The 13,640-nt window shown below is 45.4% G+C and carries 8 protein-coding genes; all 8 read right to left on the reverse strand.

Annotated elements, in window-relative coordinates; all coding sequences use genetic code 11:
- Positions 1-26: 26 nt before the first annotated feature.
- The 8 genes from R7P36_RS08990 to hrpB all read right to left on the reverse strand — a co-directional run bounded on the left by R7P36_RS08990 (position 27) and on the right by hrpB (position 13,597).
- Positions 27-1,040 (reverse strand): Fe(3+) ABC transporter substrate-binding protein, encoded by a 1,014-nt coding sequence (locus R7P36_RS08990; RefSeq protein ID WP_005386566.1) that lies wholly within the window; start codon positions 1,038-1,040, stop codon positions 27-29.
- Positions 1,041-1,192: 152 nt separating this feature from the next.
- Positions 1,193-2,422, reverse strand: coding sequence for an ammonium transporter (locus tag R7P36_RS08995; protein ID WP_005386568.1), 1,230 nt, complete (start codon positions 2,420-2,422; stop codon positions 1,193-1,195).
- 27 nt (positions 2,423-2,449) lie between these two features.
- Positions 2,450-2,788, reverse strand: coding sequence for a P-II family nitrogen regulator (locus tag R7P36_RS09000; RefSeq protein ID WP_005386570.1), 339 nt, complete (start codon positions 2,786-2,788; stop codon positions 2,450-2,452).
- Positions 2,789-2,976: 188 nt separating this feature from the next.
- The gene (locus R7P36_RS09005) at positions 2,977-3,345 is read right to left on the reverse strand and encodes a YacL family protein (RefSeq protein WP_017635908.1); all 369 of its coding nucleotides are present in this window, start codon (positions 3,343-3,345) and stop codon (positions 2,977-2,979) included.
- A gap of 99 nt (positions 3,346-3,444) precedes the next feature.
- Positions 3,445-6,042 (reverse strand): bifunctional aconitate hydratase 2/2-methylisocitrate dehydratase, encoded by a 2,598-nt coding sequence (gene acnB, locus R7P36_RS09010; RefSeq protein ID WP_005380009.1) that lies wholly within the window; start codon positions 6,040-6,042, stop codon positions 3,445-3,447.
- 268 nt (positions 6,043-6,310) lie between these two features.
- Positions 6,311-8,641, reverse strand: coding sequence for a patatin-like phospholipase family protein (locus tag R7P36_RS09015; RefSeq protein WP_005380018.1), 2,331 nt, complete (start codon positions 8,639-8,641; stop codon positions 6,311-6,313).
- A 122-nt stretch (positions 8,642-8,763) separates the two neighbouring features.
- Entirely contained in the window at positions 8,764-11,136 is a 2,373-nt protein-coding gene (gene mrcB / locus R7P36_RS09020; protein ID WP_017820402.1) for a penicillin-binding protein 1B, read from the reverse strand.
- Positions 11,129-13,597: an ATP-dependent helicase HrpB gene (gene hrpB / locus R7P36_RS09025; protein ID WP_213899260.1), complete on the reverse strand. Its 2,469-nt coding sequence runs from the start codon at positions 13,595-13,597 to the stop codon at positions 11,129-11,131. Before hrpB ends, mrcB begins: the two co-directional genes overlap by 8 nt.
- Between the last annotated feature and the right edge of the window lie 43 nt (positions 13,598-13,640).

Raw genomic sequence — 13,640 nt, forward strand, 5'->3', positions numbered from 1 at the left:
GGGTACTGTTATACCCCCACAAGGAATTAAAGGTCAAATTTCACTTCATCTAATAGCTTAATTGCCGCTTCGTGGTTGGCTGCAATATCGTCTAGAGAAAGCTTGTCTGCTTTAAAGTCACCCCAAGATTCCACAAGCTCAGAACGCTTCACGCCTTCTTTAACTGGGTACTCGTAGTTAACTTCTGCGTACATTTGCTGCGCTTTGTCACCCGTTAGGAATTCCATTAGCTTCACAGCATTGTCTTTGTTTGGAGAGTACTTAGCCATCGCCATACCAGAGATATTCACGTGAGTGCCTGTAGTCTCTTGGTTAGGGAAGTTGATGTAAACTGCATCAGCCCAAGCTTTTTGCTCTTTGTCGTTAACCATTTTACCTAGGTAGTAGCTGTTACCTAGAGAAACATCACATAGGCCTTCTTTGATCGCTTTAACTTGTGCACGATCGTTGCCTTGTGGTTTGCGAGCAAGGTTTGCTTTCACGCCTTCTAACCACTCTTTGGTCTCTGCTTCGCCATTGTGAGCAATCATTGCTGAAACTAGAGAAACGTTGTACGGGTGCTTACCGCTACGAGTACAAATTTTACCTTTGAACTCTGGCTTAGCTAAGTCTGCGTAGTTGAAATCTGCGCCTAGTTTACCTACGCGATCACGTGATGAATAAACGCTACGAGAACGTAGAGTTAGAGCAAACCACTCATTCTCTTTATCTTGGTATTGAGCAGGTACGTTTTCTTCAATGATTTTGCTATCGACTTTCTGAACTAAACCTTTGTTTGTCAGTTCAGCTAGACGGCTGATGTCTGTCGTAAGAATAACGTCAGCAGGGCTGTACTCACCTTCTTGAGCTAGCTTTTCTGCTAAGCCTTTTTTAGCAAATTTTACGTTTACTTTGATACCAGTTTCTTTAGTGAACTCATTGAACATAGGTTCAACTAGGAAAGGTTGACGGTAAGAGTAGACGTTCACTTCTTCAGCAGCCATTGCTGTTGGAGCTAGAGTAGCGCAAGTTAGTGCTGAAAGAGTTAGCAGTTTTTTCATTGTTTAATCCTTTACCATGCTAATGATAACTTTTATCAGTTGCGTTATTATATGTATGTTCAATAAGAAGACAATGACGAATATTAAAAAACCTGCTCATTGGAGCAGGTTTTATTGTGTTAAGTGTGTAACCATTTATTACAAGCTAATGATTATTTCACCGTAACAAACTCTGGGTAAGCACCAACACCACAATCATGCATGTCCATACCTTCCATTTCTTCATCTTCTGTAACGCGAATCCCAACGGTCGCTTTCAAGATTGCCCACACAACTAGGCTAGCACCAAATACCCAAGCAAAGATAACTACGGCACCTAAAAGCTGTGCACCAAACGTTGCATCACCGTTGCTCAGTGGCACTACCATTAGGCCGAAGAAACCACACACACCGTGAACTGAGATAGCACCTACTGGATCGTCAATTTTAAGTTTATCTAGAGCAATGATACTGAATACTACTAGTGCACCCGACACCGCACCAATCGCAACCGCGTACAGTGGTGATGGCGATAGAGGGTCTGCAGTGATGGCAACCAAGCCAGCTAGCGCGCCATTGAGGATCATCGTTAAATCGGCTTTACCCCAAGTAGTTTTACAAACGAATAGCGCCGCAATTGCACCAGCAGCCGCTGCTGCGTTAGTGTTTAGAAAGATCTGACCTACCGCTGTAGCATTCTCAAAATCTGAAACCATCAACTGAGAACCACCGTTAAATCCAAACCAACCAAACCAAAGGATAAAAGTACCCAACGTTGCCAAAGGCATGTTAGAACCTGGAATCGGATAGATTTCACCATTTTTACCGTACTTACCCTTACGCGCGCCAAGCAGTAACACACCAGCAAGAGCAGCAGAAGCACCTGCCATATGTACGATACCAGACCCCGCAAAGTCACTAAATCCAGCTTCTGCTAGGAAGCCTCCACCCCATGTCCAGTAACCTTCCATTGGATAGATAAACGCAGTTAAAATCGCAGAGAAAATCAAGAAAGACCAAAGCTTCATGCGCTCAGCTACCGCACCAGAAACGACGGACATAGCAGTTGCAACGAAGACAACTTGGAAGAAGAAGTCAGACTCTAAAGAGTGGTCGGCCCCTTCACCTTGAGTACCAATTAGCGTACCAAATGAAGGTAACCAGCCTCCTTCTCCATTATCGACATACATGATGTTATAACCGACAATCAGAAACATCGTGCATGCGATGGCGTACAAACAGATGTTCTTCGTAAGAATTTCTGTTGTGTTTTTAGAGCGCACAAGGCCAGCCTCTAGCATCGCAAAGCCTGCTGCCATCCACATTACCAACGCACCGGAAATGAGGAAGAAAAAGGTGTCAAGTGCGTAACGTAACTCGGTTACTGTTGTTGTTAATTCCATAATAAGTATCTCCAATCCTTTGAATTCTTAAAGTGCTTCTGCGTCCATTTCGCCAGTTCGGATACGCACCGCTTGGTTCAGATCGTAAACAAAAATTTTACCGTCGCCGATTTTTCCGGTTTGCGCAGCTTTTGTAATTGCTTCAACAACGCGATCTACATTGTCTGCGTGAGTCGCGATTTCAATTTTCACCTTTGGTAGAAAATCGACTTGATACTCTGCACCGCGATACAATTCCGTGTGACCTTTTTGACGACCGAACCCTTTAACTTCTGATACTGTCATCCCTTCGATACCGACATCAGCCAATGCTTCTCGTACATCGTCTAATTTAAACGGCTTAATAATGGCATTGATTATTTTCATTGAGTTATCTCCGAAGCTTTCATCCTGAAACACTTCTTATAATCCAATCTACGTGCCAAGTTTTTAAGTTATTGAATAATAAAAACTAACCTCAATTTACATATCTATAAACAAAAAGGGCGCACCATATCGGTGCGCCCTTTTCACAAATTTAAAGCAACGGCAGAGAAGTTACCCAAAACTGTGCATTAAATGTTCAAAAAGTCTTTCCACTGTTCGATAAGTGCCATGAAATCCTCTATCCCACAACTTGCTGTACTTTCTGCATTGTAGAAGTCGAACTCACTTTCCATCTCGACATCATATTCATGGGCTAATGCGTTTTCTTGTACAAGAACTTCGTCGCCCTGAATCATCAAGCTAATTTCCGTGCCTGTAAGGTTATGCTCCTGAGAAGGCGCTGAAAATGACCGCTCAATTAGCTTTTCAACCTGTGCAATCTTCATCGGATCTTTACCAATTTCTTCTTGCAACCAGCGCCCTACAATCTCATGTCCCATGCTACATTTTACGTAGTACTCGCCCATCAACGTGTTACGAATGAATTCAAATTCCACCGAGATTGCCTATTTCGTATCAATTTGGTGCGAGTATAGCGAATTGCTCCCATAAAAAAAGCACCTCATGTGAGGTGCTTTTGAATTGTGCATTTCTGATTATGCCGGCTCTTGGAAGATCACTTCGTCCGCTTTCTTGGTGTATTGATCCATTTTATGGAAGTTCAAGTAGCGGTACGTATCCGTTGCCGTAGCGTCGATTTGCTTCGCGTATTCTAGGTATTCTTCTTTGGTTGGAATCTTACCTAGAATTGCACCTACTGCAGCTAGCTCAGCTGACGACAGGTAAACATTCGCACCAGTACCCAGACGGTTCGGGAAGTTACGCGTTGAAGTCGACATTACTGTTGATTTATCTGCAACACGCGCTTGGTTACCCATACAAAGTGAACACCCTGGCGTTTCAATACGCACCCCTGCACGTCCGAAGATACCGTAGTAGCCTTCTTCAATCAGTTGGTCTTTATCCATTTTTGTTGGTGGCGCTACCCAAAGGCGCGTTGCTAACTGGCCATTGAACTTATCAAGCAATTTACCTGCTGCGCGGAAGTGACCGATGTTCGTCATACAAGAACCGATGAACACTTCATCAATCGCTGTGCCTTGTACTTCAGACAACAAACGAGCGTCATCTGGATCATTCGGTGCACATAGTACTGGCTCATTGATTTCAGCCATATCGATTTCAATCACATGTGCGTATTCAGCGTCTTTATCTGCTTGCATCAGCTCAGGGTTTGCTAGCCACTCTTGCATTGCAGTAATGCGGCGCTCGATAGTACGGCGATCACCGTAACCTTCAGAGATCATCCACTTCAGCATCACGATGTTAGAGTTTAAGTACTCTTCGATCGACTCTTGGGACAATTTCACAGTACAACCTGCCGCCGAACGCTCTGCAGATGCATCAGAAAGCTCAAATGCTTGCTCAACCGTTAGCGTTTCTAAGCCTTCAATCTCAAGGATACGGCCAGAAAATTCGTTGATCTTGCCCGCTTTTTCTACCGTTAGTAGCCCTTGCTGAATCGCGTAGTAAGGGATGGCATGAACAAGATCACGCAGTGTAATACCCGGTTGCATTTCACCTTTAAAACGAACCAAGATTGACTCTGGCATGTCTAGCGGCATAACGCCTGTCGCAGCTGCAAAGGCAACCAAGCCCGAGCCAGCTGGGAATGAAATACCCAGAGGGAAACGAGTATGTGAGTCACCACCCGTACCGACAGTATCCGGTAGTAGCATACGGTTTAGCCATGAGTGGATAATACCGTCACCAGGACGAAGAGATACACCACCGCGGTTCATAATAAAGTCCGGAAGTGTATGGTGAGTGTTAACGTCTACTGGTTTTGGATAAGCCGATGTGTGACAGAAAGACTGCATGACAAGATCAGCAGAGAAGCCGAGACACGCCAAGTCTTTAAGTTCATCACGAGTCATAGGGCCAGTAGTATCTTGCGAGCCTACTGTCGTCATCTTCGGCTCACAGTAGGTTCCAGGACGGATGCCTTCTACGCCACATGCTTTACCAACCATTTTCTGTGCAAGCGTGTAACCCTTGCCAGAATCTGCGATTTCACCAGGTTTACGGAATACATCCGAAGGCTCAAGACCTAGCGATTGACGCGCTTTGTCTGTCAAACCACGACCGATGATCAATGGGATACGACCACCAGCACGAACTTCATCAATCAGTACTTCTGTTTTTAGCGAGAACTCAGCTAGAACCTCACCAGTTTCGTGGTTGCAAACTTTACCTTCATATGGGTAAACATCGATAACATCGCCCATGTTGAGCTTAGTTACGTCAACTTCGATTGGTAGTGCGCCAGCATCTTCCATTGTGTTAAAGAAGATAGGGGCAATTTTGCCACCAAGCACATACCCACCAGCTCGTTTGTTTGGAACGTAAGGGATATCATCACCCATAAACCAAAGCACTGAGTTTGTTGCCGATTTACGTGAAGAGCCAGTACCAACAACATCACCAACGTAAACCAATTGATGACCTTTGTCTTTTAACTCTTCAATTTGCTTGATCGGGCCAATAGTACCCGGTTGATCAGGGTTTATTCCTTCACGCTCGTTTTTAAGCATCGCCAGTGCGTGTACTGGAATATCAGGGCGAGACCAAGCGTCAGGTGCAGGTGAAAGGTCATCCGTGTTCGTTTCACCTGTTACTTTAAATACGGTTAGAGTGACTTTTTCTTCAAGCTTAGGCTTAGAAAGGAACCACTCAGCATCAGCCCATGATTGAAGTACTTTCTGTGCATGCGCATTGCCAGCTTTCGCTTTCTCTTCTACGTCATAGAAAGCATCAAACATCAGCAGCGTATGAGACAGCGCTTTTACTGCGATCTCTGCCAGTGCTTCATCATCCAATAGCTCAACTAGCGGTTCGATGTTGTAACCACCTTGCATAGTGCCTAGCAGTTCAGCCGCTTTTTCACGACTCACTAATGGTGATTTAACTTCACCTTTTGCTACTGCTGTTAGGAAACCCGCTTTTACATAAGCAGCTTCATCAACACCTGGAGGGATACGGTTTTCAAGTAGGTCAAGAATGACTTCTTCTTCACCTTGCGGGGGATTTTTCAGAAGTTCTACAAGTCCAGCAACTTGTTCTGCGTCTAGCGGTTTAGGAACAACTCCTTCAGCAGCACGCTCTTCGACGTGTTTACGGTAGGCTTCAAGCACGACTTTTTCCTCTCATTGCGGTTCCTCCTCTATTATTACTATTGTTAAAGTAAAGGAGTGAACATCCTTGGAAACTTGGCTCTCCATTGCCCTTGTTTTCATTCAATTATGATTGAGAAACAGCGCCGTAGAGGCCAAACTGTGGGCAAAATAATAGCAAATTTAACCTTAAATTAAAATCTTATCATTTTGACCAACATAGCAACTTACGACTAAAGTTCTGCTAATTTTGACCAAATATGCCAAGTTTTTGCTTTCTCATACCCGGTTAATTAAACGATGTTCCTACGATCAAATACACAGCATCCAAATCTTGCTCGGTACGACCGTATGCCAACATTATTGGTCCTATTGGTGAGTCAACACCAAAGAAGATGGAACCAGCATTGTAAAGCGGCGCTTCGTTTAGTTTCAGATCATTATCAGACCAAACACCGCCATATTCGACCGATGCGCCCAGGTAGACTGGAGCTTCAAACAATCCGAAATCATTATCAAACCACTTATATCGGTACACCAAACTGCTGAAAAATAAGTTCTGTCCGATCAGGCTATTTCTTGGGATTCCCGATAGGCTTAAGAAGCCGCCCAACTCTCTGGGATCAAGCGGTAAAGATGAGTTTTTACTCTCTACAAAACTATATTCAGCATGTCCGACTAAAGTATGACGCTGATGACTCACTGCACCTTTAAATCGTGCAGAGATTTCATAAACGGTATCTTCAATAATTTTGTCAGTTTCTAAAAGGCTAACGCCCTGAGGACTTTGATCATGAGACACTAAATATTCGAGATCGACTAAAAGCCCACGAGTCGGAAATGCGAAATCATCAAGTGTGTCTAGGCGATAATTGGCAAACAGACCACGACGTTCAAAATCCAATTTACCAGCAGAAGCCAAAGTAGAAAGCTCAATATCTCCGGTTGAGTAGCGAGCGCCAAATCGAAGTTCTTGCCACAATGTGGGTTGGATACCTATCGCTAACTCTGTTGTAAAATCATCGTAAGTGACCGGAAAAAAGTCATTTACTGACTCTAAATCTGGTGCTTGAGGCTCTGTTAAAGGTAAGTTTCGGCTCTCACTACCATAGGAAATTCGCCCCGAAACAAAAAGTTCTTGGCTAGATAAAACAGGGGAATACAACTCAGCTTCAATCAGCTTATCCGTGCCCATTTCTACGTTGAACGCCAACTCCGCGCCATGAGAGTTTAAATTGGTAAAGTTGGTCGATATTCCTATGCCGTACTGGCTATCTGTATCGAAGTCATCTTCAAGAAAAAATCGGAAGTTGAGATAATTAGGCCCCCACGACTTCTCGTTAACATCAAAAACCAACAATGTCTCACCATCAACCTCTTCAAAGTGATAAGTGATGAGCTCGAACCGATCTAACGCGTAGAGGTTTTCAACGGCTTTCTCAATTTCGGCCGTTGAAATACGACGTCCGGTTTCTAATTCAATACGATTCGTCAACAACACATCGCTGTAGTGCGTGTTATTAACAATCACTATGTCATCAACCACACGCTGATCGCCATAAATCAAAGTTTTACGAACTTCTTGTTTGCGATCGATGTATTTTTGATAGTCCGCATTGGACAAGCGCAACCCTTTCAGCTTGTCTTTTAACTGCTTGGTAATATCGTACCCAGCTTGAAAAGCCCAAGGCATTTTGTCGAACTCGACGGTTTCCATGGTGCCCACATTGGGACGAATATAGATATCTTGAGGTTCAAGCTCGTCCACTTGCTGTTGTGTACTACGACGAACGAGATAGTTAGAGAGTTGGTCCGCGACAGTAAACAGCCCCGTAAATTCATCTTCGGTTTTGTAATCGGTGCTAATATCGACGGCAATAACGACATCAGCCCCCATGGCGCGAGCCACATCGACAGGCATGTTATTGACGACGCCGCCATCAACAAGCATATGGCCATTGAGCTTATAAGGAGGAAGCGCTCCTGGTACAGACATGCTAGCCATCATTGCATCAACAAGGTAACCATTGCCCAGTACGACTTCTTCTAGGGCAAGAATATCTGTCGCAACAGAACGATAGGGAATGGCAAGATCATCAAAAGAATCGAATCGCCCTAAGTTCCCTGTAGTCTCACGCAATACTCGCAACATGTTCTGGCCTTGCACCACACCCGTTGGTGCTCGTACCTCACCGAATCTTAAGCCGAGGTCGGTATTAATTTGATAGCGGTCTTCATACTCTTTGTCACGAACTCTACGTTGGCTACGGTCAACACGATCTCGATAACCGCTGCCCCAATCGACGGTGTAGATAAAACTCTCGATTTCATCAGCACTCATCCCCGTGGCATAAAGCCCACCCACATAGGCGCCCATACTGGTACCGGTCACAATATCCACAGGAATCTGCATTTCTTCCAATGCTTTTAAAACTCCAATGTGTGCCGCCCCTTTCGCTCCGCCACCAGCGAGCACAACCGCCACCTTTGGTCGAGGTTCCAAGTCATCCGTTTTTGTTAGAGAGTTGGCGAGGGAAACAGAAGGAGTGATCATCAAAAAGGTACTAACCCAAAGCGCAAAGTTGCGAACCGATGGGCTTGATAACAGCTTTTTGAACATTCACTTCTTCCTTTATTGAATATCTGATCAAGTAGGGCGTGCTAGCAGTACTGTACTAACACGCCCTAATATGTACTAAGAATTAATCAGATAAACAAGCTAATGTTGTTGATTTGGCGATGCTACCAATCAAATATGCTATTTAACCAGTTTGATTTCTTCTCACACTGTTGCTTTATCTGACCGGTTTTATCCCAAACCGGCAGTTTGTAATCACTACGGCAGTTCATTTCTAAACCTCCATCAGATGTAGGCTTGAACCCTAATGTGGTGATTTCTCTTGGCCATGGGAGCTCTAAACGCTCAGGAATACGCTGCTTCAAGTACTCTGCGTATACTCGTAATGCACCACTCGACCCCGTTAGATTCACGGGTTTATTATCGTCGCGGCCTAGCCAAATTGTCGTCACCTCACGACCATCAACACCGACAAACCAACTATCGCGGTTATCATTACTGGTACCCGTTTTTCCTGCCAATGCAGCCCAACCAAACTGGCTTTGTAAGAAGCGGCCAGTGCCTTGAGCAACCCCTTGTTTCATCGCGTAGGTCGTTAGCCATGCTGCTTGTTCATCCACGGCTCTTGATGAACGAGGCAAGGATTGATACAGCACATTACCTTCCATATCCATGACTGAGCGCAGAGCGGTCAGTTTTGCACGCTTACCTGAATTCGTCAGAGTCTGATACATCTGTGCGACTTCGAATGGCGTCAAAGAAAACGAACCCAAAAACATCGAAGGCACTGGGCGAATTTCGTCTTTGTTCACGCCCAAACGCTCTAAAGTATTGGAGACTTCAGGAATGCCAAGTGCCATACCTAAGCGCACGGTTGGTACGTTAAGTGATTTCGCTAAAGCAATGTAAAGTGGCACATCACCACGATATTTTCTATCGTAGTTGCGCGGCGTCCACACGTTACCTTTACTGCTCTTCAGACTTAACGGCGTGTCGTGTAGCGTCGTGCCTAGGTTGTATTTATCCGGTTGTTCTAGAGCCGTTAAGTAAATCGCTGGTTTCACTAAAGAACCAATCGGACGACTGGCATTGAGCGCGCGGTTAAAGCCTTCATAACCGACACGTTTACCACCAACCATCGCACGGATTTCACCACTATGGCGATCAACGGCCACAGCAGCGGCTTCTAACTCTTTACCACCCCGTTTAGCTAGTTCTGGGATCTTTTTCGCGATAGCTTGTTCCATTTTGCTTTGCGATACTGGGTCCAGAGACGTAAATACGCGCAGTCCGGTCTCTGCCTTAAATCGCTCCCCAACTTTTTCTTTTAATTCAATACTCAATTGTTGGAAATAAGCTGGCTGACGGCTCGCAATACGTGGCTTGCTTTGCGTATCGAGTGGACGACTTACAGCTTGTTCATACTGCTCTGAAGTCAACATGTTTTGCTGCATTAACAGGCGCAGAACGAGATCACGACGCTCTTTCGTTCTCTCAGGGTAACGAATTGGGTTGTAGTAAGACGGTCCTTTTACCATCCCAACTAACATCGCCAGCTGATCGATTCGCAACTCCTGGATTGGCTGCCCAAAATAGTAACGCGACGCCAAGCCAAACCCGTGGATCGCTTCACCTCCACTTTGACCTAGGTACACTTCGTTTAGGTAGGCTTCTAAGATACGATCTTTGCTGTAACGGTAATCCAAAATTAGCGCGATATACGCTTCTCGAACTTTACGCCACAGTGTTTTATCACGAGTCAAAAATAGGTTTTTTGCCAGTTGCTGAGTCAACGTACTACCGCCTTGAACAGTACGACCGGCCTTAATGTTCGCAACCAATGCACGTGCAATCGCGAGCGGTGACACCCCGTCATGTTGATAAAAATCACGGTCTTCGGTCGCAAGCAGCGCATCCACTAAAATTTCAGGGAACTGATCACGACGTAAGAAAAGGCGCTGTTCATCACGGTCTTTCTCCAGCATGCCCAACATCTTCGGTTCTAGGCGCAAGTAACCAAGGTCTCCTCGAGATTCTAAAGACTGAATACGTTGCAAGCCAGAATCAGAAAAATGCAGCATAATGTGACGATCCGGCTCGGGACCATCGGCAAACTCGAATGGACGACGAATCAATTCAATCCGAGTGGAAGAAGAGGAATATTCGCCTGGGTAACGAGGTTGACTCACTTTACGGTAATTCAACACATCTAGCTCGTTGCGCAGTTCTTGGATGGTGATATTCTCACCAGGGCTTAGATTCAAGATACGGGCATAAACCACCGTTGGCAGCTCAAACAGCTGGCCTTCAAAGCGTTCTTTCACCACACTATCTAAGTAAATCCCAACAAACAGCAAAACAGCGGCAAGTGCAACGCCAGCTTTCCAGCTAAACGACCACAGAACTTTCAACCACGAACGTTTCTCGTTAGTCGGCTTTTTACTCGGCGTACGTCGAGTCTGTTTTGCGGCTCCTTTATTGGTTGTACTTTTCTTCGCTGGCGCTTTTTTCGCGCTAGGCTTCTTGCTGTCAGTCATTATTCAATTGTCTTTTTGTTTTCGTTGTTGCTACATGATTGGCAGGATCATCTGGCCAAACGTGTTTTGGGTAGCGCCCTTTCATCTCTTTTTGAACGTCTTTGTAGCTTCCGTTCCAGAAAGCCGCCAAGTCCGACGTTACTTGCAATGGACGTTGTGCCGGTGAAAGCAGTTCAAGCACCAAACGCTTGCGGCCAAGAGCCACCGTTGGGGAACCACTCTCCCCAAATACTTCTTGCATACGCACCGATAATATCGGCTCATGGCCATATTGGTAACGGATACGCTTCTTTGAACCTGTGGGCAGTTGGTAATGCTCAGGTAACCATTCATCCAGTTGTTGATTGAGTGGCCAACCTAATCGAGCATTAAGCGCTTCGACCAAGTTTATCTTGCTCAGGTCTTTAACCGAACTGACAGACGTCATGTATGGTTCTAACCACTCCCCTAATGAATCCAGCAAACTGACTTCATCAAACATTGGCCATGACTGCTCAGGTAACCATTCCACCGCACAACGAATCCGAGCTAACAAGCTCTCCGCTGCCGGTGTCCAGTTTAGACTCTGTAAGCCCTGGCGGCGGACATACGTGAGTAAAGCTTGTGTCATTTTTTCTTTGTCCGGGCTTGGCAACGGCTCGCGTTCAACGACCAGCAGACCGAGTTTTGTTTGTCGCTCAGCTATTAGACGGCCTCTTTTTTCATCCCAGTCCACTACTTCTTCAGACGAAAATAGCGTATCAAAGGTCGTTCGCAATATATTGACATCCAATTCACATGCCGAATGAATTTGACTTGAATTAGAATGAGAACGCATTAAGTCAACGGCAACCAAATACTCACAGCCACCTAGCATGTCTTCCTGACGACATTCTGCACCATGACCATTAGCCAAAGTAAATCGCCCAAATTGATTTGTGCGCTGCTGTGCAATGCGATCTGGAAATGCCAAACTTAACACCAGCGGTAATGCATCTTCATCCACGCCTTTCAGGTCAAATACCGTATCCAATTTGTATGCCAGAGATTGAGCACGCTTGAACAACATCGACTTTTTTGGATGAGTACCAACAAGCCAACGATGCAAGCTATAAGAGATATTGGTAGCATTTCTCTCTGGCTCTTCAATCAGTGCGACCGCCGCCAAAGCAGCATTTAACATCTTATCACTGTAAGATTGCGCTTTAATTAGCATCGCAGCCGCACGAGGCTCAACGCCTAGTTCATGCGCCTGTTTTCCTTCGGACGTTAATTGCCCTTTTTCCGTCAGTAGTCCCAATGACACCAATAGCTGCTTCGCTTGTTCCAATGACGCATTAGCGGGAACATCAAGCCACTTTAGATCGTGGATATCACCCGTTCCCCAAAAGGCAAGCTCCATAACTAAACTAGCCAAATCGGAATGCAAAATTTCGGGTTGGGGAACCAGCGGTTGCTGCTTGAACTGGTTTTCAGAATAAAGACGAACACAAATGCCCTCTTCTATTCGTCCCGCTCGTCCTGCACGCTGAATCGCTGAAGACTGTGCAATGCATGTTTGCTCTAAGCGTGTTAAACCGTTTTTCAAATCAAAGCGGGCAATACGCTCTAACCCAGAATCAACGACGAGGCGAATGCCTTCAATCGTTAGTGAAGTTTCTGCAATGTTGGTCGCTAGAACGACTTTACGCTTACCTTGTTCTGCTGGCGTAATCGCTTTTTGTTGATCTGCAAAGCTCAGTTGACCATAAAGTGGGCATACGTCGATATCATCCGCTAAATGAGACAACCGCTCTTCAACTTGTTTTATGGCACCAACACCCGGTAGGAAAGCTAACAAAGATCCAGACTCTTTGTTCATAAGACTTTCTATTGTTTTTGCCATACTCGTAGGTAAATGCTCGTTCACACCTAACGGCTGGTAGCGCATTGCCACATCAAAGCTGCGCCCTTCAGATTCAATGTAACTGGCTTCCGGCAACAACGATTGTAATGCTTGTTGGTCAAGCGTTGCCGACATTACCACCAGCTTGAGATCGTCTCGCAATGCCTCTTGAACTTCTAAACTGAATGCCAAAGCGGTATCGGCATGAATGCTGCGTTCATGAAACTCATCAAAGATCAGTAGATCAACCCCATCCAGTTCTGGGTCAGTTTGAATCATCCGAGTCATGATCCCTTCGGTCACGATCTCCAGCTGCGTTGCAGAACTTACCTTTGCCTCGCCACGAACTCGATAACCCACGCGTTGACCAACTTGTTCTCCCAATTGCTCAGCAAGATAACGGGCAATGTTACGCGCCGCGAGTCGTCTTGGCTCAAGCATGATGATTTTTCCAGCAACCGAATGATTTAAGAGTAACTGCAAAGGGAAGTAAGTCGACTTACCGGAACCAGGCGCCGCTTTTAAGATCACTTGATGTTGATTTTTGACCGCCGTCAGCAACTCAGGCATCACGGCTTCAATCGGCAATTGTGACAAAGGAAATACCTTATGGTGTAATGGTGGCAACATTGTACATAAA

Origin of the sequence: Vibrio sp. 397 (assembly GCF_033339395.1) — a bacterium.
In the GTDB taxonomy this organism is placed as follows: Bacteria; Pseudomonadota; Gammaproteobacteria; order Enterobacterales; family Vibrionaceae; genus Vibrio; species Vibrio alginolyticus.

Coding starts and splice junctions, on each gene's coding strand:
- R7P36_RS08990 (WP_005386566.1), bottom strand. CDS start 1,040: ATGAAAAAACTGCTAACTCTTTCAGCACTAACTTGCGCTACTCTAGCT.
- R7P36_RS08995 (WP_005386568.1), bottom strand. CDS start 2,422: ATGGAATTAACAACAACAGTAACCGAGTTACGTTACGCACTTGACACC.
- R7P36_RS09000 (WP_005386570.1), bottom strand. CDS start 2,788: ATGAAAATAATCAATGCCATTATTAAGCCGTTTAAATTAGACGATGTA.
- R7P36_RS09015 (WP_005380018.1), bottom strand. CDS start 8,641: ATGTTCAAAAAGCTGTTATCAAGCCCATCGGTTCGCAACTTTGCGCTT.
- mrcB (WP_017820402.1), bottom strand. CDS start 11,136: ATGACTGACAGCAAGAAGCCTAGCGCGAAAAAAGCGCCAGCGAAGAAA.